This window comes from Aureimonas sp. AU4, assembly GCF_001463765.1.
In the GTDB taxonomy this organism is placed as follows: domain Bacteria; phylum Pseudomonadota; class Alphaproteobacteria; order Rhizobiales; family Rhizobiaceae; genus Aureimonas.
Genome location: NZ_BBWK01000049.1, coordinates 1 through 18,965 on the forward strand (window position 1 = coordinate 1; position 18,965 = coordinate 18,965).

Annotated in this window: 13 protein-coding genes; 3 read left to right on the forward strand and 10 right to left on the reverse strand. The window is 69.7% G+C overall.

Translation table 11 applies throughout. The annotated features are described in order from the left end of the window. The 10 genes from AUL35_RS14710 to AUL35_RS14755 all read right to left on the reverse strand — a co-directional run. Positions 1 to 2,458: molybdopterin-dependent oxidoreductase (locus tag AUL35_RS14710; protein WP_156418014.1), on the reverse strand; the 2,458-nt coding region annotated here is incomplete at its 3' end. Further along, positions 2,451 to 3,299: a sulfurtransferase gene (locus tag AUL35_RS14715; protein WP_062016059.1), complete on the reverse strand. Its 849-nt coding sequence runs from the start codon at positions 3,297 to 3,299 to the stop codon at positions 2,451 to 2,453. The genes AUL35_RS14710 and AUL35_RS14715, both read right to left, overlap by 8 nt. A 219-nt stretch (positions 3,300 to 3,518) precedes the next feature. Then, complete coding sequence (locus tag AUL35_RS14720; RefSeq protein WP_082666349.1) at positions 3,519 to 5,669, reverse strand: beta-galactosidase; 2,151 nt, start codon at positions 5,667 to 5,669, stop codon at positions 3,519 to 3,521. A 90-nt stretch (positions 5,670 to 5,759) separates the two neighbouring features. Then, the gene (locus AUL35_RS14725) at positions 5,760 to 6,629 is read right to left on the reverse strand and encodes a 2-hydroxy-3-oxopropionate reductase (RefSeq protein ID WP_062016061.1); all 870 of its coding nucleotides are present in this window, start codon (positions 6,627 to 6,629) and stop codon (positions 5,760 to 5,762) included. Beyond that, a complete protein-coding gene (gene hyi / locus AUL35_RS14730) occupies positions 6,626 to 7,417 on the reverse strand; it encodes a hydroxypyruvate isomerase (protein ID WP_062016063.1) in 792 nt (263 codons plus the stop codon). The genes AUL35_RS14725 and hyi overlap by 4 nt, the downstream gene beginning before the upstream one ends. Before the next feature lie 14 nt (positions 7,418 to 7,431). Then, positions 7,432 to 9,174, reverse strand: coding sequence for an ABC transporter ATP-binding protein (locus AUL35_RS14735; protein ID WP_062016065.1), 1,743 nt, complete (start codon positions 9,172 to 9,174; stop codon positions 7,432 to 7,434). Positions 9,175 to 9,179: 5 nt separating this feature from the next. Next, complete coding sequence (locus AUL35_RS14740; protein WP_244493787.1) at positions 9,180 to 10,271, reverse strand: ABC transporter permease; 1,092 nt, start codon at positions 10,269 to 10,271, stop codon at positions 9,180 to 9,182. Positions 10,272 to 10,354: 83 nt separating this feature from the next. After that, the gene (locus tag AUL35_RS14745) at positions 10,355 to 11,341 is read right to left on the reverse strand and encodes an ABC transporter permease (RefSeq protein WP_062016068.1); all 987 of its coding nucleotides are present in this window, start codon (positions 11,339 to 11,341) and stop codon (positions 10,355 to 10,357) included. A gap of 12 nt (positions 11,342 to 11,353) precedes the next feature. Then, on the reverse strand, positions 11,354 to 13,465 hold the full coding sequence (locus AUL35_RS14750; protein ID WP_062016070.1) for an alpha-amylase family protein: 2,112 nt from the start codon (positions 13,463 to 13,465) through the stop codon (positions 11,354 to 11,356). Positions 13,466 to 13,560: 95 nt separating this feature from the next. Then, positions 13,561 to 15,486, reverse strand: coding sequence for an ABC transporter substrate-binding protein (locus AUL35_RS14755; protein WP_062016071.1), 1,926 nt, complete (start codon positions 15,484 to 15,486; stop codon positions 13,561 to 13,563). A 136-nt stretch (positions 15,487 to 15,622) separates the two neighbouring features. Between AUL35_RS14755 and AUL35_RS14760 the strand changes: the two genes are divergently transcribed. The 3 genes from AUL35_RS14760 to AUL35_RS14770 all read left to right on the forward strand — a co-directional run bounded on the left by AUL35_RS14760 (position 15,623) and on the right by AUL35_RS14770 (position 18,964). Continuing rightward, positions 15,623 to 16,633, forward strand: a complete 1,011-nt coding sequence (locus AUL35_RS14760; RefSeq protein ID WP_062016073.1) for a LacI family DNA-binding transcriptional regulator — start codon at positions 15,623 to 15,625, stop codon at positions 16,631 to 16,633. 257 nt (positions 16,634 to 16,890) lie between these two features. Next, positions 16,891 to 17,649 (forward strand): ABC transporter substrate-binding protein, encoded by a 759-nt coding sequence (locus AUL35_RS14765; protein WP_062016075.1) that lies wholly within the window; start codon positions 16,891 to 16,893, stop codon positions 17,647 to 17,649. Between the two features lie 58 nt (positions 17,650 to 17,707). Then, positions 17,708 to 18,964, forward strand: coding sequence for an FAD-binding oxidoreductase (locus tag AUL35_RS14770; protein ID WP_062016076.1), 1,257 nt, complete (start codon positions 17,708 to 17,710; stop codon positions 18,962 to 18,964). The last annotated feature ends 1 nt before the right edge of the window (position 18,965 follow it).

Sequence of the window (18,965 nt, forward strand, 5' to 3'; positions counted from 1 at the left end):
CCCTAGCGCCCTCCACCGCGTCCTGCCGCTCCGTCACGGTGAACCCGAGGTCCTGGAAGTCGCGCGCGGCCGCGTCGAGATCGTGGACGAGAAGGATCAGGTGGTCGAAGGCGATGCTCATGTGCCTGCGCTCCGTTTTCGTCTCGCCAAGACCCACGATCGACGGAGGCTCGTGAATGCGGAGCGGCGGGGCCGGGCCGCGCAGGGGTTCGATCTCGACGAGGCAGGACTGGGCCGAGCACCCCTGGCCGAGCTCGGACGTGCCGATGTCGCGCGTCAGGACGTTGGGGTTCGAGTTGCGATCGCCGCGCCCGTCCGGATCGAAGGTCGCCCCCGTCGGAAGAAGGGCGACGCCGGGCCGCACATCCTCGCTCAGCGCGGCGACGGCCAGGCAGGCGCCGCGATCGTTGAACAAGCGCACGAGGTCGCCCTCGCCGATGCCCCGCGCCCGGGCGTCGGCCGGATGCATCGCGACGCGCTCGCGCCCGTCGGTCTTCTGCTGCGCGCTGACCGCGCTCCAGTCCATCTGCCCATGGAGGCGGCGGGCGGGCTGGGGCGTCAGGAGATGGATCGGGTAGGTTCGGGCGAGCGGACTTCCCAGCCATTCCTCGGGATCGAGCCAGGCGGGGTGGCTCGGCAACCCCGCCGACGCGAAGTCGGCGACGGCGGGGCTGCCGATCTCGATCCGGCCGGTGCGCGTCGCCAGCCTGTTGGCCACCGGGTCGGCGCGGAACGCGGCAAAGGGAACGCGGTCGCCCTCCCGGGGGCGATCCACCTCGAGGAAGCCTGTCTCCCAGAAGGTCTCGAAGCTCGGCGGCGTCATCCCGCGTGCCTTCAGACGCGACGCGATCTGAGCCCACGCGTGATGCAGCCACTCGCGCTCCGTGCGCCCGCCCGTGAAGGCGTCCCGGCTGCCGAGACGCTCGGCGAGACCGGCGAAGATGGCGAAGTCGTTGCGTGCCTCGCCTGCCGGCTCCACAAGCTTGTGCATCGCCAGGATGAAAGGGTCGCGGGACGAGCCGCCGATATCCTCGCGCTCGGCCGCGACGGTGGCGGGAAACACGATGTCGGCATGCCGAGCGGTCGCGGTCCAGAACCCCTCGTTGACGATCACGGTCTCGGGCCGGCGGAAGGCCTTGCGCAGCCGGTTAAGGTCCTGGTGATGGTGAAACGGGTTGCCGCCGGCCCAGTAGACGAGGCGGATGTCGGGATAGGTGATCTCGCGGCCGTCGAAGCGCACCGTGTCGCCCGGGTTCAGGAGAAGGTCGGCGACGCGCGCCACCGGAATGGCGATCCCGACCGGATTCGGCCCGACCGGCAGGCCGAAAAGAGGCGTCTCGAAGCGCGGGTTGCCCATGCTGTTGGACGAGCCGTAGCCGAACACGAAGCCGCCGCCGGGCAACCCGATCTGGCCGAGCATCGCCGCGAGCGCCACGATCGCCCAGTAGGGCTGCTCGCCGTGGCGCGCGCGCTGGAGGCTCCAGCTGGCGGTAAGGAGCACCCGCCGGCCCGGCAGCGACAAGGCCAGCTGCCGGATGTCAGCGGCCTCGAGGCCGGTGATCGCCGCGGCCCATTCCGCGGTCTTGGGAACCCCGTCGCTTTCGCCGAGCAGATAGGCCCGGTACGTCCCGAAGCCGTGGCAATGCGAGGCGAGGAAGGCTTCGTCGTGGAGGCCCGCCGCAAGGATCGTCTGCGACAGGGCCAGGATCAGCGCGGTATCCGTGTTCGGACGCGGCGCGAGCCATTCGCAAGGATGCTCCGAGGGAACGTCGCCCCGGAACGGCGTCACGGCGACGAGCCGCACGCGCTGCGCCAGGGCCGCCATGAAGGCGGGATAGGCGTGGCGACCGAAGCCGCCGGACACGACCTCCCAATTTCGCTGCGGCAGGCCGCCGAAGGCCAGCATGACGTCGCAGTGGTCGCGGATTGTCTCCGCCGTCATCGCTCCGTCGCCGATGGGATCGGGAACGCCGAGGATCCGGGGAAGGAACGCCATGGCGGCGCCGTAGCTGTAGTTCGTGACCTGATCGGTGAAGCCGCCGATCGCGCCGAAGAACCGCCGCACGAGGGTCCGGGCATGGTGAAGCCGTCCAGCGCTCGACCACCCGTAGGAGCCGGCAAAGAGGGCGGCGTTTCCATGCCTCTCGCGCACGCGCCCGATCTCGCCGGCAGCCAGGTCCAGCGCCTCGTCCCACGGCACCTCCCGGTACTCGTCGCTCCCGCGTCCCGCGCCGCCGTCGCCGGCGAGCCACCCCCGGCGGACGGCGGGCCGCGCGATGCGCAAGGGGGAGCGCAGCATCTCCGGCCAGACCGAAATCAGCTCGCTCGGCGCGGGATCGTGCTCGAAGGGCAGGACGCCGACCAGCCGGCCGTTCTCGACCTGCGCGCGAAAGGCGCCCCAATGCGACAGCGAGCGCAGCACCCGCTCCCCGCCGCCGGCCTTGGCGGGATCAGTCATGACCGAGCGTCCGGCGCGGCAGGTCCTCTCGGCGACCCCACTCGTTCCAGGAGCCGTCGTAGATCCGCCATTCCCGCCTGCCTGCGCGCGCGAGCTGAAAGGCCAGAACGGCCGCCGTGACGCCGGAGCCGCATGTGGCGATGATCGGCCGGTCGGGATCGATCCCGGCGGCTCGAAAGAGCCGCTCCGTCTCGGCCGGCGCCTTGAACCGGAAGCCGGGAGCGTTTTCCAGCATGGCGGTCCACGGCAGGTTCACCGCCCCCGGCATGTGGCCGCTGCGCAGTCCGGGATAACCCGAAGGGAGCACGCCGCTGAAGCGGTCGGTGGTGCGCGCATCGACGACCTGCGCCTTGCCGTTCGCCAGGGCGTCGCGAACATCCTGCCACGTCGCGATGTCGTCCGGGGGCGCGGCGGCCTCGAAGGTCCGGCTCTCGAAGGAGCGCGCACCGCCCGTCTCGAGAGGCCGCCCTTCCGCGATCCAGCGACGAAGGCCACCGTCGAGGATCGAGACGGACTCATGACCGAAGCGCCTGAACATCCACCAGACGCGCGCCGACACGTAGCTGCGATCGTAGATCACGACATGGGTGTCCCGGCCGATCCCGAGCGCGCCTGCCACTGTCGCGAAATGCTCCGGCGTCGGCATCATGTTGGGGATGAGGACATCGCGATCGGACGCCGCCTCGAGATCGAAGGGACGAGCGCCGGGTATATGGGCATCGCGATAGGCCGCGATGCCGGACTGCCCCGTCTCCGGGGCGAACCACGAGCAGTCGAGGCAGACGGTGGCACGGTCTGCGAGACGGTCGGCGAGCCAGTCCGGATCAACCAGGAACGACATGGGCACCTCAAAGATATATCATATATCCAAGCGCGTTCGGGCGTTCCTGTCAAAGGTTTCGTTTCGAATCCCTTCCCGGCTCCTTCCGGCGGCGGATATCCCGCAACCTCGTTTTCAACCCGGCCTGAGCCGGGGAAGCGGATCGTCCAGCCGGTTCGGCGATCCGCTCCCTAAACTGTGATGCCGCCCGGACCGACGCGCCTCGCCGGGCGATCCGCGTCAGCGCTGGAGTTGCAGGACGAGCGCGTCCCTCGCGCCGACGCGCACCCGCAGCTGCGCGTCCTCCTCCCCACCCGGCCCGAATGTCGCCGGGGAAGCCACCTCGTCTCCGGGGGGCCATGCAACCGTGACCCGGTGTGCGTCCACTCCCGCCACGCGTAGGTCGGCCGACTGCTCCGCGCGCGTCGAGTTCACGATCCACAGGAAGTGGCGACCGTCCGCTCCCTGATGCAGCCGGACCTGCAGGGCCGCATTCGAGGAGGCGACCTGAGGCCGTCGGCCGGCCTCGCCGAGGATCGAGGCGAAGTAGGCGCGATGGCTCTCGCCACCCTGCCGGAAGTAGCCGATGCCCGGATGGGTGCCGACCAGAAGCGTGCGGCCCCGGCCGAAGCGGTTCTCGACGGCGGCGATCCGGCCGTCGTCGAAATGCCCCCGCACCGTGCCGGTGGTCGGCCGGTAGCTCTGGAGGAAGCCGCCGCCCTGGAGCGCGCGCCCGTCGATCTCGAGACGGATGCGGTCGCCGATGTCGGGCATGAACTCGACCTCGTCCTCCACCGCGCCGAAGACCGCGTCGAGGCCGTTATGCGGCTGGCGGGTTCCCACCTTGCCGCGATCGCCGAAATAGCCGGGCGTGGCCTCCGAGACGAGCGTGCCGCCCCGCTCCACCCAGCGCGCGAGGCACCCGGCATGCTCGGCCGTCAGCATGATCGGATAAGGGGCATAAACGACGTCGTGGTCGTCCAGATGGTCGATATGCAGCCAGTCGGCCTGGATGTTGTTGTCGAAGAAGCCGCGATAGGCGCCCCACATCGCCTCCCGGTAGGTGTCGGGGCAGTGGTCGTGGTTGAGGAGATAGTCCCAGGCCTGCGCCTCGGGGACCACGAGAAGGCCGACGTCGCCCCGCACCGGCTTTGCCTCGAACAGCGCCTTGCGTTCCGGCGCGTTGGCCCACTTCGCCAGGCTCGAGGCCATGTCGGAGCGCGGCGTGCGCGAGCCGTCCATGCCGTAGGAGCCGAAGGCGCCGAAGAGCGGTCCGTCGAGCAGCGGGCGGTAGCGCAGGTTGAGGACGCCCGTGGCGCCGGCCGCGAACGAGGTCATCGTGAGGAGGCGGATGTCCTCGGGCTCCATCACCCGGCCGTCCTCCTTGTCGCGCCCCATCACCTGCGGCTGCATCCAGAGCGGGCCGCCGGGACGCTCGGCGTGCCACCAGGGCTTGCCGCGACTGGCGGCGCGCGTGAGGTCGGGGCCGAAGAAGTTCTGCCACGGCTTGAAGCCGCGGCGGCTCGGCACCCAGGTCAGGCCGTAGAGCTCGACCTTGGAGGCCGCGAGCCAGTCGTCGGACCCGTTGGCCGCCATGTTGGGGATGGCGCCGCCCACGCCGTGCGCCGCGATCAGGCAGTCCGCGTCGACGGCCCGGATCGTGTCGATCTTGAACTGCATCTGCCCGTAGTAGGTCTCGCGCTTGAAGGCGAGCCAGTCGAGGTTCTGCGGATAGGCCGCCACCTCCACGGGCGGCTCGACATCCTCCCATTCCGCGTAGGAGTAGCGGTACCAGGCCTCGGCCAGCGTATCGAGCGAGCCGTATTTGGCTTCCAGCCAGAGGCGGAAGTCGGCCTTCATGGCGGGCGAATGGTCGACGTCCGAGGCGTAGTTGACCTCGTTCCAGACGTCGTACCCCAGAAGCCCAGGATGACCCTTGTAGCGGGTGGCGAGCGCATGGAGGAAGGCGCCCACCCGTTCGCGCACCTCCGGGTCGTTCATCGACAGGGCGCCCGCCCCGCCGCCGTTGTTGGCGAACCCCCCGGTCGCGGCGCTGACGCCCATGTTGGACGAGAGCGGACGCCCGTCGGCGCGGATCTGGCGGGCATGGGCGAAGCGCCGGTAGGCCCAGTCGGGCACCGCGTGGCTGATCTCGGCAATGATCGTGCGGATGCCGTGCCGGGCGGCCAAATCCATCTGCCGGTCGTAGTCGTCCCAGTCGTAGACGCCCGGCCGGCGCTCGATCGCGCTCCACATGAACCAGTGCCGGAAGACGTTCAGCCCGTCGGCGGCGGCCGTCGCGTAATCGCGCTCCCAGTCCTCGCGTGGCGGGTTGGACTTGCGGAAGTAGACGGCACCGAAGGGCACCTGGGGCAGCGTGTCGAGGGGCATGGAACGGGTCCTTCGGGACAGTCGGAAGCGTTCGGGCGGCGCGTGGCGGCGCCCGTCGTGGGGAGATCGGAGGGGAAGGCGCCGGTGGCGCTAGCTGGCGGCCAGCGCCTGGAGCGTGCGGATCAGGGCGGAATGGTCCTTGTCGCCGTCGCCGCGCTCGACCGCCTCGGTCATGAGCTGCGCGGTGGAGGCGGTGTTGGGCAGGACGATATCGAGCGCGCGGGCGCCGTCCATGGCGAGCCCCATGTCCTTGCGATGGAGCCGGATACGGAAGCCGGGGTCGAAGGTCTCGCGGATCATGCGCTCGCCGTGCAGTTCGAGAACGCGCGAGGCGGCGAAGCCCCCCATCAGCGCCTCGCGCACCTTGGCGGGATCGGCCCCGGCCGCGCGCGCGAAGGTCAGTGCCTCGGCGACGGCTGCGATGTTGAGCCCGACGATGATCTGGTTGGCGACCTTGGCGGTCTGGCCGTCGCCCACGCCGCCGACATGGGTGATGGTCTTGCCCATCTGCTCGAACAGGGGACGGGCCCGCGCGAAACCCGCCTCGCTACCGCCCGCCATGATCGTGAGCGCGGCGTTCCGAGCGCCCACCTCGCCGCCCGACACGGGCGCGTCGACATAGACGCCGCCTCCCGCCTCGATCCGCTCGGCGAAGCCCTTGGTCGCGATCGGCGAGATCGAGCTCATGTCGACGACGAGCGCGCCCGGCCGCAGCGCGGAGGCGACGCCGTTCCCGCCGAACAGCACCGTCTCGACGTCGGGCGTGTCGGGCAGCATCAGGATCACCGCCTCGGCGTCCCTGGCCGCATCGGCGGCGCTGTCGGCGGCCCTCCCCCCGGCCTCCACAAGGAAGCGCGAGGCCTCCTTGACGCGGTGGAGCGAAAGCTCGTGTCCGGCCGCCAGGAGATGGCCCGCCATCGGGCGTCCCATGACGCCGAGGCCGATAAAGGCGATCCTCATGCCGCAACTCCCTCGCGCCATGCGTCCATCCAGGAGAGGCCCGCCGTCGTGGTGGTCGCGGGCTTGTATTCACAGCCCACCCAGCCCCGGTATCCCAGCCGGTCCAGCGCGGCGAGGACGAAGGCGTAGTTGATCTCGCCCGTGCCGGGCTCGTGCCGGCCCGGATTGTCGGCGACCTGCACGTGGCCGATCCGGTCGAACAGGCTCTCGAGGGTGGCCACGATGTCACCCTGCATGACCTGCGTGTGGTAGACGTCGTACTGGAGGCGCAGGTTGGGCAAGCCCACCCGGTCCATGATGCGCTCGGCATGGTCGGTCGTGGACACGAAGAAGCCGGGAATGTCGCGCAGGTTGATCGGCTCCATCACCAGGGCGATGCCGGCATCGCGAAGGCGCGGCGCGGCATAGCCAAGGTTCTCGACCAGCGTGTCTTCCAGGCGGTCGCGGTCCACTCCCGCCGGCGCGATACCGGCAAGGCAGTTGACGGTCGGGCAATGCAGCTCGCGGGCGTAGCGGATCGCCGTGTCGACGCCTCGCCGGAACTCCTCGACCCGATCCGGCAGGCAGCCGATGCCGCGCTCGCCGCCCGCCCAGTTGCCGGCCGGCAGGTTGAAGAGGGCTTGCGTCAGCCCGTGGCGCTGCAGGCGGTCGCGGATCTCGGCGGCGGGCACCTCGTAGGGCGAGACGTATTCTACGGCGCGGAAGCCGTCGCGCGCGGCCGCCTCGAAGCGGTCCAGAAACGGCAGCTCGGCGTAGAGAAAGGACAGGTTGGCGGCAAATCGGGGCATGGCTCTCGCGGTCTTCAAGCGGTGAAGCGCGTGCGGTGCAGCATGCGCTTGCGGCGGGGATCGGGGCTCGGCACGGCCGAGATGAGGCTTTGCGTGTAGGGCTGGCGGGGACGGGTGCAGATCTCCTCGGCGGGCCCGATCTCGACGAGCTTTCCCCGGTGCATGACGCCGACGCGGTCGCAGAAGTACCGGACCACCGAGATGTCGTGCGAGATGAAGAGGAAGGAGAGGTCGAGCCGGCGCTGGATGTCGAGAAGGAGGTCGAGGATCTGCGCGCGGATCGACACGTCGAGCGCGGCGGTCGCCTCGTCGGCGATCACGACCTTGGGCTCCAGCGCCAGCGCGCGGGCGATGCCGATGCGCTGGCGCTGCCCGCCGGAAAAGGCGTGCGGATAGCGCTCGGCGGCCGCCGGGTCGAGGCCGACGAGCTCCAGAAGCTCGGCGACGCGCCGCTCGATGCGCTGGCGGTCCCAGCCGCCCGCGACCCGCAACGGGTCGCCGACGATCTGGCGCACGTTCATGCGCGGGTTGAGCGAGGCGAAGGGGTCCTGGAACACGAGGCGCACGTCGCGGTGGAAGAGGCGAAGCCCCCGCTTGTCGAGTGCCGTCACGTCGGTCTCGCCGCCCGCGCCGCGATAGACGACCTGCCCCGCGGTCGGCTCGGTGATGCGCAGGATCAGACGCCCGAGCGTCGTCTTGCCCGACCCGCTCTCGCCGACGATGCCCAAGTTCTCGCCCGGCATCAGGTCGAAGCTGACGTCGTCCACCGCCCTGACGGGGTTGGCCGCGGCGCTTCCCCACCAGCTTGCCGCGGCGCCATAGGACTTGCCGAGGCCACGCACCGAGAGAACCGGCTCGCGCTCCTTCGCCGGCACGCGCCTCTCGTCCGCCTCGCGACGCGTCTCGAGCCGCACCGTCGCGTCGAGAAGCCGGCGCGTATAGCTGTGCCCGGCGTCGTGGAAGATGTCGTCGACGTCGCCCGTCTCGACGATCCGGCCGAAGCGCATAACCGCCACCTCGTCGGCGACCTCGGCGACGACGCCCATGTCGTGGGTGATCAGCAGCATCGCCATGCCGCGCGCGACCTGGATGCGCTTCACGAGATCGAGGATCTCGGCCTGCGTGGTGACATCGAGGGCGGTGGTGGGCTCGTCCGCGATCAGGACGTCGGGATCGGCAGCCAAGGCCATGGCGATCATGGCGCGCTGGCGCATGCCGCCGGAGAACTCGAACGTGTAGCGGTCGATCATGCGGCCGGGATCGGGGATCTCGACCTGGCGCAGGAGCTCGACCGCGCGCTCGCGGCCCTCGCGCTTCGACACGCGCCGATGGAGCCGCACGGCCTCCACGATCTGCGAGCCGATCGTGTGGACCGGCGAGAGCGAGCTCATCGGCTCCTGGAAGATGAGGCCGATACGTCCGCCCCGGATGGCCAGAAGCTCGGGGCTGCGCTCGGTGAGCTGCGCGATGTCGATCTCGCCCCCGCCCTGCCGGGGCAGGAGGATGCGCCCGGAGGTGATCGCGGCGTTGCGGTCGAGGATGCGCAGGAGGCTGCGCGCGGTGACCGACTTGCCCGACCCGCTCTCGCCGACCAGCGCCAGCGTCTGGCCGGCGACGAGACGGAAGCTCACGTCGCGCACGGCGTGGAGGATCTGGTTGCGCAAGCGAAAGTCGAGGCTGAGCTTCTCGACGCGCAGCACCGAGCCGTCGTCCAGAACGGGGTGACCGGTTTGCGAGGCGGCGCCTGTGATCATCATGGCCTTCACGTCTCGTAGGGATCGGCTGCGTCGCGCAGGCCGTCGCCCAGGAAGTTGTAGGACAGGACCGTCACCACGACGGCGAGAGCCGGCCACACGAGGAGCCAGGGCGCACCGGCGATGGTGCGCACGTTCTGCGCATCCTGCAGAAGGACGCCCCAGGAGACCACCGGCGCCTTGAGGCCGATGCCGAGGAAGCTGAGCGCCGTCTCGGCGACGATCATGGTGGGCAGCGCGAGGGTGACGACGGCAAGGATGTGGCTCGTCAGCGAGGGCAGGATGTGGCGGAAGATCAGCCGGCGCTCGTTCGACCCGTCGAGCCGTGCAGCGACCACGAAGTCCTCGCCGCGCAGGGCGAAGAAGCGACCGCGCACCTCGCGCGCCAGGCCCGTCCAGCCGAACAGGGAGACGATCAGCGTGATCACGAAGTAGACGGTCAGCGGCGACCAGGTGAGCGGGATCGCGGCGGCCAGCCCGAGCCAGAGCGGGATCGTGGGCATGGACGAGATGACCTCGATCATCCGGCCGATCAGGAGATCCACCGTGCCGCCGTAGAAGCCGGCCAGCGCGCCCAGCGTGACGCCGAGAACGAGGCTGATGCACACGCCCACCACGCCGATCGACATGGACACGCGCGTTCCGTAGATCAGCCGGCTCAGGAGGTCGCGGCCGAGCTTGTCGGTGCCGAGCAGGTACATCGTGTCGGTGGAGCGCAGCGGCCCGACGAGGTGCCGGTCGAGCGGGACGAGGTTCCACAGGCGGTAGGCCGGGCCCTTCACGAAGAAGCCGATCGGCACGATCTTGGCGGGGTCCGCTACGTAGGAGCGGCGCAGCGAGGCGCGATCGACGCTCATCGTGTAGCCCGCCACGTGCGGCTGGAAGCGGCGGCCGCCGTCGGGCTCGTCGACGAACCAGCCGAGCGACTGGGGCGGGGCGTTGGTGTATTGCGGCCGCGCCGTCTGGGGGAGCCCAGGCGCCAGGAACTCGGCGAAGATCGCGACCAAAAGCAGGAACACGATGACGAAGCCGGCACCGACCGCGAGGCGGTTGCGCGCGAAGCGCTGCCGGATGAGCGTCCACTGGCCGGCGACGGCCATCTCATTTGCGCCGCCGCGCGGCTTGATGGTGGTGACGGCGGGCGCGGTCTCGGCCGGCCCCTGAAGGAAGACGTGCTCGGCCATCAGTTGAACCGGATCCGGGGATCGAGAAGGGCGAGGAGGATGTCGGACACGAGCATGCCGACCAGCGTCAGGACGCCCATCAGGAGGATGAAGCTGCCGGCGAGGTACATGTCCTGGCTGATCAGGGCCCGCAGGAGCAGCGGTCCGGCGGTCGGCAGGTTCAGGACGATCGCGGTGATCGTGACGCCCGACACGAGCTCCGGCAGGACCCATCCGATCGCCGACACGAACGGGTTGAGCGCGACGCGCACGGGGTATTTCAGCACGGCCCGGCGCTCGGGCAGGCCCTTGGCGCGCGCGGTCACGACATAGGGCTTGTTCAGCTCGTCGGTGAGGTTGGCGCGCAGGATGCGGATCAGCGCCGCCGTGCCGCTGGTGCCGATCACGACGATCGGGATCCACAGGTGCAGCGCGAGGTCGCCCGCCTTGGCCCAGCTCCAGGGCGCGTCGACGTATTCGGGCGAATAGAGGCCCCCGACGCTCTGCCCGAAGTAGCGGTAGCTCATGTACATCAGCGTCAGCGCGAGGATGAAGTTGGGCACCGCCAGGCCGATGAAGCCGAGAAAGGTGAAGGCGTAGTCCCCCGCCGAATGGCGACGCATGGCCGAATAGATGCCGATCGGCAGCGACACCGCCCAGACGAACAGGAGCGAGGCGAGCGAGATCGCGAGCGTCGAGCCCATGCGCTCCCAGATCAGGTCCGCCACCGGGCGGTTCCACTCGAACGAGAAGCCGAAGTCGCCGCGAAGCAGGATCCCCGAGATCCACTTCCAGTACTGGACGAGCACGGGATCGTTGAAGCCGTAGATCTCGCGCAAGCGGTCGACCTGCGCGGGATCGACGTTGGCGCCCGACTCCTGCATCGAGGCGATCATCGAGGTGACGTAGTCGCCCGGCGGCAGCTGGATGATCAGGAAGGCGATCACCGACATGCCGATCAGCGTCGGGATCATGTAGAGGATGCGCTTGACGACGTAGGCGCCCATGCCCGCCTCCCCTCAGGCCAAGGTCAGATGGACGGCTTCGAGTTCGCGGAAGCCCGGCACCTCGATCCGGACGCGTCCGCCCTCCGGCACGGCCTCGAGCGCCTGGCCGCCGACGAGCGCGCGGATCTGCGCCACGCGGCGACCCTCGGGCACCGCGACAGACAGCGTCTGCGGCCCGACCAGATAGGCGTGGCGGATCGGTCCCTTCATCATCATCGGGTTGGTGAGGTTGTGAAGGAGGACGAGGAGCCCGTCCGCCTCCTCGCGCACGGCGATGTCGAGCATCGCCTCGCCCTCGACCTCGACGTCGCAGCGCTTGCCCAGCGCCCAGCGCACGGCATTGGCGATCAGGCGCCCATGGTCGGCGGCCAGCACCTCCCAGAAGATCGCGCCGATGTTCCAGGGGATGAAGACCGTGCGCCCGCCGCCCGGGTGGGTGCGTGCCACCACCGCCGCGCCGCGCGGCGCCTCGCGCGGATAGACCTCCTCCATCGGCAGGTCGGGAAAGTCGGGCACGTAGAGGAACGGCGTCTCCACCCCCTCGCCCACCGGCTCGACCGCCAGGAGATGCGTGCCGCCGATGATGCGCGCGGCGCCCTCGAAGCCCGCCGAGATCGGATGGGCCCCGTTGATCGCGACATAGGTGTTCTTGACGGGGCCGCGCGTCGCCTGCGTCCGGCGCACGCCCAGGAGCGGCCCCAGCGCCGGCTCGGCGCGCGGCTGGTTGTCGGGCGTGCGGGTTCCGCTCTCGAAGGCCGCGACGACGCTGCCGCCGCGCGCCACGTAGTCCTCCAGGAGGCGCACCTGATCGTCGCCGAGACAGGCGGCGTTGGCGAGGATCACGACGCGGAAGCGGTCGAGCTCGGCCGCCGTCATGCGCTGGTCGGAGATCATCTCGAACGGAAGCTTGGCCTCGAACAAGGCCATGTAGACGCCGAAGTCGTCGGCCTCGGCGTCCTTGCGCGTGTCGAGGCCATGGTGGCGCAGCGTGGTGGCGGGGTCGAGGATGGCGATCTCGGCCGTCGGGCGCATCCGCGAGGCGACCGGCTCCAGCGCGGCGTGGAGCGCGAAGCTTTCCGACACCGGCTCGATCCAGCGCGTGTCCGGCACGACGCCGTTGAACTTGGTGAACCAGGGCAGGAGCCCCTGCGTCGTCCCGTTGTCGATCCAGGCGCGCATCTCGGGCCCGGTTGTCACCGAGTCCTTCCAGCGATGCTCCTCCTCGGGACCGATCGAGGTGATCAGGACGGTGGGGCGCTCGGGAAAGGCGCCGCGGATGCGCTTGCCGTTGCGCCCCGCCATCCAGACCGGCTCGGTGCCCCGCCGCCCCTGGTCGTCGATGCACAGGAACGGGCAGTAGCGCTCGATCATGCCGAGGTCGAACTCGGTGAGCGAAACCGAGCCCATGTTGGGAATGAAGCTCGTATGGGGCTTGATCGCCTTCATGATCTCGTCCCACTCGACGACGAGGCGGCTGAGGACGCCGCGCCGCCAGCCGGTCCAGGCGAGCCAAGCCGGATCGTCGACGCTGCTTGTCAGCGGCAACTCGTGGCCGGTCTCCTCCCGAAAGCTCGCCCGGCAGCTGTCGCAGTAGCAGACGCCGTGCCCCTGCCACCGGTTGGCGAAGATCGCGTCGATGTCGTAGCGCGCCGTGATCTCCTGGACGATCTTCGGCATGAAGACGTGGTTGTAGCCGGAATAGGCGCAGGTCACCCAGACGTCGGGATAGGCCCAGTGGCGGCGCGGGCGCCCCTCGCGGTCGACGGCGATCCATTCGGGATGCGCGTCGGCGGCGTCCTGGTGGATGGCATGCGGATCGACGCGCGCCATGACGTGCATGTCGAGGCCGCGCGCGCCCTCCACCAGCGCGCCGAACGGATCGCCGTCGCCGATGAAACGGCTGACGTAGTGAAGCGGGATCTCGGACGGATAATAGGCGATGTAACCGCCGGCCGAGAGGCAGACCGCATTGGACTGCGTGCGCTTGAACGTCTCGATCCAGAAGGCGGGATCGAAACGCACGGGATCGTCCTCTGCCAGCGTCAGCTGCGTCCAGCGCGTGGCGGACCGGTACCAGTCCTTCGTGCGCAGGGTCGAGGAGGCTTGGATCCGGCTGTGCAGCATGGGTGGGTCTCGCGAAGTTTCAGGCAAGGGCGGGGCGTTCGCCGGAAGCGGTGAGGCTTGCGGCGTTCGCGAAGGAGTCGGGACGAACCCGGGGATCAGGCCTTGAAGAACTGCTCCGGTCGCGCCGGGCCGGGCGTCGGCCAGCCGAAGGAGTTGGGCATCTCGGGCGGCAGGTTGCGCACGTCCTTGCGCACGATGCCGTAGCCGTCGGCCGGAAGGCTGACGCCGAAGGTGAAGAAGAGATCGGCGGCGTTCTCGAGGATCTTCGCCATGATCTCGCTCTGGCGCGCGGGATCGCCCGTCGCGGTCAGGTCGCGGTAGAGCTGCTGCTGCGCCTTCACGGCCTCGGGCGGCTCGACCGCGCCGTCGCTGGTGGGCTGCGTGAAGTAGACCGACCAGCCCGGCGCGTAGAAGCAGTTGTTGTTGACCGGCACGTAGAAGCGCGCGTCGAGCATGGCCGCGATGCCGGAATTGGCGCCGAACTGGTGGGCCGTGGCGTCGTAGCTGCGGCCGCGCCGAACGCGCGTTTCCCAGAGCGAGCGATCCATCGTGCGCATCTGTGCGTCGATGCCCACCGCCTGGAACATCGGGATCGCGAGCTCGAACATGTCGATGAAGGTCGTGCGCGTCTGGTCGATCTCGAAGATGATCGACAGGCGCTGTCCCGCCTCGTCGAGCCGGTAGTTGTCGCCGTCGCGGTTCGGGACGATCGCGTCCAGCATCGCGTTGGCCTTGTCCGGGTCGTACTGCGTCCACTGCGTGGCGAGGCGCTCGTTGTAGAGCGGGTCGCCGGGCCGGATCGAGGGCTGGGCGGGGGCGCCCTCGCCGATGAACACGGCGTCGATCATGGCCTGGCGGTCGATCGCGATCGACAGCGCCTGCCGGAATTCCAGCTTGTTGAACAGGGCGTTCCGCACCGGGTCCTGGTGGTTCAGGTTGAGCTGGAAGGCCATGACGTTGGCGGCGGTCTCCTTCAGCGTATAGAGGCCGTAGCCCCCGCTCTCCTGCCCGTCGAAGATGACCGGCTTGTTGGCGGGCGTCGCGATGTACTGGTCCATGATGTCGATCTCGCCCTGCAGGGCCTTCAGGAGAAGGACCTCGGGGTCGGCGACCATCTGGTAGACGATGCGGTCGAAGTAGGGCAGCTGCGTGCCCGCGGTGTCGACCTTGAAGTAGAAGGGGTTGCGAACCGCGACGGCCTGCTCGGTGTTGGTGCCCGGCGCCTCCAGAAAGACCCAGGCGTTCAGCGTCGGCCGGTTGCCGTTCTGGTAGAAGGTGTTGTCGTCGGCCATGCCGATCTCGCGCTGGAACAGGGCGATCCAGCTTTCCAGGCCCTGCTCCTTTGCGAGCTTGTCGGCGTCCGGATTGTAGCGGATGTGGAAGCGCTCGAGATAATGCTTCGGGGTCCGCGTCAGCTGGTCCTGCTGCGCCCAGGCGAGCTGCTGGACGAAGAGGCCGTTGGGCGAGGCGAAGCGCACCTTGAACGTCGCCTCGTCGACGATCTCCAGCGTCGCCGGCTTGCCGTCGGCATACCACCAGGAATTGCTGCCGAGATTGGCCTGCGAATCGGTGAAGTAGGCGTCGTACCAGAAGCGCACGTCCTCGGTGGTGAAGGGCTGGCCATCCGACCACTTGTGGCCGCGACGCAGGTTGAACGTGTACTCGGTCGCGTCCGGGTTCACGGACCAGGACTGGGCGACGTTCTCGGTGAGGCCGGACCAGTCGGGATTGAAGCGCACGAGGGGCTCGTAGCCCTGGTAGCGCACGAGCATCGAGTAGGAGCCCCCGCCCACCAGCGCATGGCGCCAGTCGCCGCCCTGCCGACCGACCTCGCTGAGCGGGGTGATCACGAGCGGCACCTGCGGCAGGCGCTGCGCAAGCGCGGGCAACTCTCCCGACGCGATGCGCGCCTGAAGGAAGGCGGAGTCGTTGGAGCCTTGCGCCCATACGCCGCGCGGCAGGGCAATAGTCCCCGCAAGGGCCAGTCCGGACGCGATGAAGCCTCTGCGGTCGATCCCCACGGCGGCATTCCCTCCCTAACAGCCTTATGGCTTCGTTATTAATGGCGAGGTTGCAACCTGCATTTTGTTAGGTAAAGCGTTATGTTCACGGTGGCGGTCCACCGCTTGTCACGGTGGCGCGAGGAGAGCCGACGGAATGCCGAAGGTCACGCTGGCCACGATCGCCGAGGCGACCGGCCTTTCGAAGTTCGCGGTTTCGCGGGCCCTGTCGGGCAAGGATGGCGTCAGCGCCGCCACGCGCGAGCGCGTGCGCCGCGTGGCGCTCGATATGGGATACAACCAATCGGCCGAGCCGGACGAGATCTCGGTGCTCGGCGTCGTCTTCAACAATGCGGAGATCATCAACTCCGAACTCCACCTTCGCATCCAGGGCGGCGTGCAGGTCGAGGCCCAGCGGCGGGGATACGAGGTGCGCAACTGCTGGTCGTCGGACCGGCGCGAGATCCTCGCCTTTGCCCGCAGCTGCCGGGGCATCGCCCTTGTCGGGCGCCACGAGCGCGACACGATCCTGGCGGTCGGCGCGCTTGGCCTTCCGGTCGCGCGCAGCGGCTGGGTCGAGCCGCTGGATCCCTTCGACGTCGTGTCGGGCACCGATCACGAGGCGGGCTCGGCGGTGGCCCGCTATCTCCTCGGCCTCGGGCACCGGACCATCGCCTATGTCCACGGCACGCCCGGCTACCGCGGGCGCGTGGAGCGCTTCTACGGCCTGCGCGAGGTGCTGGAGCCCCATTCCGATGTCGCCTTCCGGGAGATGCGGTTCCAGTCCGAAACGCGGTTTCTGGAGCATCTGGAGCTGGCGCACTCGGACGGTTTCTTTCCGACCGCCTTCTTCTGCGCCCATGACGGCATGGCGCTCACCGTGATGTCGGAACTCCTGCGGCTCGGCCTGCGCATTCCCGAGGATGCCTCGGTGGTCGGCTTCGGCGACTATTCCGCCGCCACCCAGATCTGGCCGCCCATGACGACCGTCAGGGTCCAGGGCCACGAGATCGGAGCCGGCCTCGTGCGCATGCTGGACGACCGACTGAGGGGGAAACTGCCGGCCGATATCCCGTTTCGCCTGCAGGTCGCCTCGACGCTGGTGATCCGGGGCTCGGCCGGCCCCGCCGGCCCCGCCGGCGCTTCGGGCGCGAACCTCGGCCGGTGATGCGAAACTCTCCGGGATCGGCGCTCCGCCCGCCCCGTGCGGCACTCGCTGCACCGACCGGCGGCCACCAGGAGCCCCGGTCACGAGGCGCGAGGCGCGAGTGGGGCAGGCAAGGCGTATGTCACTTGCGTGACCTTGTGGAATGTCCGAGCCTCGAGGACCTGCGACCGATTCGCCCGCCGCGTGCTCGCCCGAGACGGCACGACGGAGCCGGTCATCGTCCTCCCCTTCCCGCCTCGTCCCCCGGAGACCGAACGATGAAGCCAGTCCTGATCGCCGCGACCGCCCTGCTTCTCGGCCTCACGCGCCTCGCCTTCGCCGAGAACGCGCCGATCCGCATCGCCACCGAGGGCGCCTATCCCCCCTTCAACTTCATGCAGCCCGACGGCTCGGTCGCCGGCCTCGACGTCGACATGGCCAACGCCCTGTGCGCGCAGATGAAGGCCCGCTGCACGATCGTCACGCAGGACTGGGACGGCATGATCCCTGCCCTGATGGCCGGCAAGTTCGACGCCGTCGTCGCCTCGATGAGCATCACCGAGGAGCGCCGCAAGCAGGTCGACTTCACGGACAAGTATTACACGACGCCGCTCGCCGTCACCGTTCCCAAGGACAGCGCGATCGCCGGTGTCGCCGCCACCGACATGGCCGGCAAGGCGGTCGGGGCGCAGGCCGGCACCACCCAGGCCAGCTACGCCGAGGACGTCTATACGAAGGGCGGCGCTGACGTGCGGATCTACCCGACGCAGGACGAGGCGGCCGCCGATCTGCAGAACGGGCGCGTCGACGCGCTGATCTCCGACAAGTTCGTGGTGGTCGACTGGCTGGGCAAGGCCGGCGCGGACTGCTGCCGGCTTCTGGGCGACGTGCCGGGAACCGAGACCGAGGCGGGCATCGCGCTGCGCAAGGGCGACGACGCGCTGCGCGAGCGCTTCAACGCCGCGATCAAGGCCATCGTGGCGGACGGCACGCACCGCCGGATCGTCGCCAAGTACTTCCCGTTCGACATCTACTGATGCCCCATCCCTCCGCCAGCAAGGCCCCGTCCCGGCATACGGGGCGGGGAAACGGTCCATGAAGGCCGACGTCGTCGTCCTGGGGGCGGGAATCGTCGGCGTCTGCGCGGCCCTTCACCTCCAGACGCGCGGCCGGAGCGTCGCGCTGGTGGACAGGGCGGGACCCGGCGAGGGAACGAGCTACGGCAATGCCGGCCTGATCGAGCGCTCCAGCGTCGTGCCCTACGCCTTTCCGCGCAGCGTGCCGACGATCCTGCGCTATGCCCTCAACCGTTCGTCGGACGTGCGCTACGACCCGCGCGACATCCTGCGCGCCGTGCCTTTCCTGTTTCGCTACTGGCGGCATTCCTCGCCGGGCAACCTCGCGGTCGCGGCCCGCGCGATGCTGCCGCTGATCGAGGCGAGCGTCGACGAGCACGACGCGCTGATCGAGGCGGCGGAGGCGGGCGATCTCGTGCGCGCCGAGGGCTGGATCGCGGCGTATCGCGATCCGCGACGGTTCGAGCAGGAGGTGGCCGACGCGGCCGCACTCGCCCCTCACGGCCTGCGCCTGTCGGTCCTCGACAGCCCGGCCTTCGCCGCCCTCGAGCCGTCCGTGCGCACCGGCGATGGCGGCATCAGCGGCGCCCTCCACTGGCTCGATCCCAAGACCGTGCGCGATCCCGGCGAGCTGACCAGGCGCTATGCCCGGCTTTTCGAGCGGCGCGGGGGCCGCATCCTGGTCGGCGATGCCGGGAGCCTGCATGCGTCGGGCCAGGGGTGGGCGGTCCGGACCGGAGGGGGAGAGGTCGCCGCGCCGGACGCGGTGGTCGCGCTCGGGCCTCAGTCCGACACGATCTTCCGGACGCTCGGCTACGCGATCCCGCTCGGCATCAAGCGCGGCTATCACCGCCACTTCACGCTGCCCGAGGGCGTGGCTCTGCGCCACGCGGTGGTGGACGAGGAAGCCGGCTACGTCCTGGCCCCCATGCGCCAGGGCGTCCGGTTGACGACGGGCGTGGAATTCGCCCGCTCCGACCGCCCGGCCGACGGCAGGCAGATCGCGCTGGCCGAGCGCAAGGCGCGGGAGATCCTCGATCTCGGCACGCCGGTCGAGGCGCACCCCTGGCTCGGACGCCGCCCCTGTCTGCCGGACATGCGCCCGGTGATCGGGCCGGCGCCCCGGCACCCCGGCCTGTGGTTCAGCTTTGGCCATGCCCATCACGGCCTGACGGTCGGGCCGGCCAGCGGTCGCCTCCTCGCCGAACTCATGACCGGCGCCGAGCCTTTCGCCGATCCCGCGCCCTACCGCGCCGACCGCTTCGGTCCGCGCTGAG

Bases quoted from the DNA above. Each gene is read 5' to 3' on its own strand.
- AUL35_RS14715 (WP_062016059.1), bottom strand. From the start codon at position 3,299: ATGTCGTTCCTGGTTGATCCGGACTGGCTCGCCGACCGTCTCGCAGAC.
- AUL35_RS14760 (WP_062016073.1), top strand. From the start codon at position 15,623: ATGCCGAAGGTCACGCTGGCCACGATCGCCGAGGCGACCGGCCTTTCG.
- AUL35_RS14745 (WP_062016068.1), bottom strand. From the start codon at position 11,341: ATGGGCGCCTACGTCGTCAAGCGCATCCTCTACATGATCCCGACGCTG.
- AUL35_RS14750 (WP_062016070.1), bottom strand. From the start codon at position 13,465: ATGCTGCACAGCCGGATCCAAGCCTCCTCGACCCTGCGCACGAAGGAC.
- AUL35_RS14725 (WP_062016061.1), bottom strand. From the start codon at position 6,629: ATGAGGATCGCCTTTATCGGCCTCGGCGTCATGGGACGCCCGATGGCG.
- hyi (WP_062016063.1), bottom strand. From the start codon at position 7,417: ATGCCCCGATTTGCCGCCAACCTGTCCTTTCTCTACGCCGAGCTGCCG.
- AUL35_RS14720 (WP_082666349.1), bottom strand. From the start codon at position 5,669: ATGCCCCTCGACACGCTGCCCCAGGTGCCCTTCGGTGCCGTCTACTTC.
- AUL35_RS14740 (WP_244493787.1), bottom strand. From the start codon at position 10,271: ATGGCCGTCGCCGGCCAGTGGACGCTCATCCGGCAGCGCTTCGCGCGC.
- AUL35_RS14770 (WP_062016076.1), top strand. From the start codon at position 17,708: ATGAAGGCCGACGTCGTCGTCCTGGGGGCGGGAATCGTCGGCGTCTGC.
- AUL35_RS14735 (WP_062016065.1), bottom strand. From the start codon at position 9,174: ATGATGATCACAGGCGCCGCCTCGCAAACCGGTCACCCCGTTCTGGAC.
- AUL35_RS14765 (WP_062016075.1), top strand. From the start codon at position 16,891: ATGAAGCCAGTCCTGATCGCCGCGACCGCCCTGCTTCTCGGCCTCACG.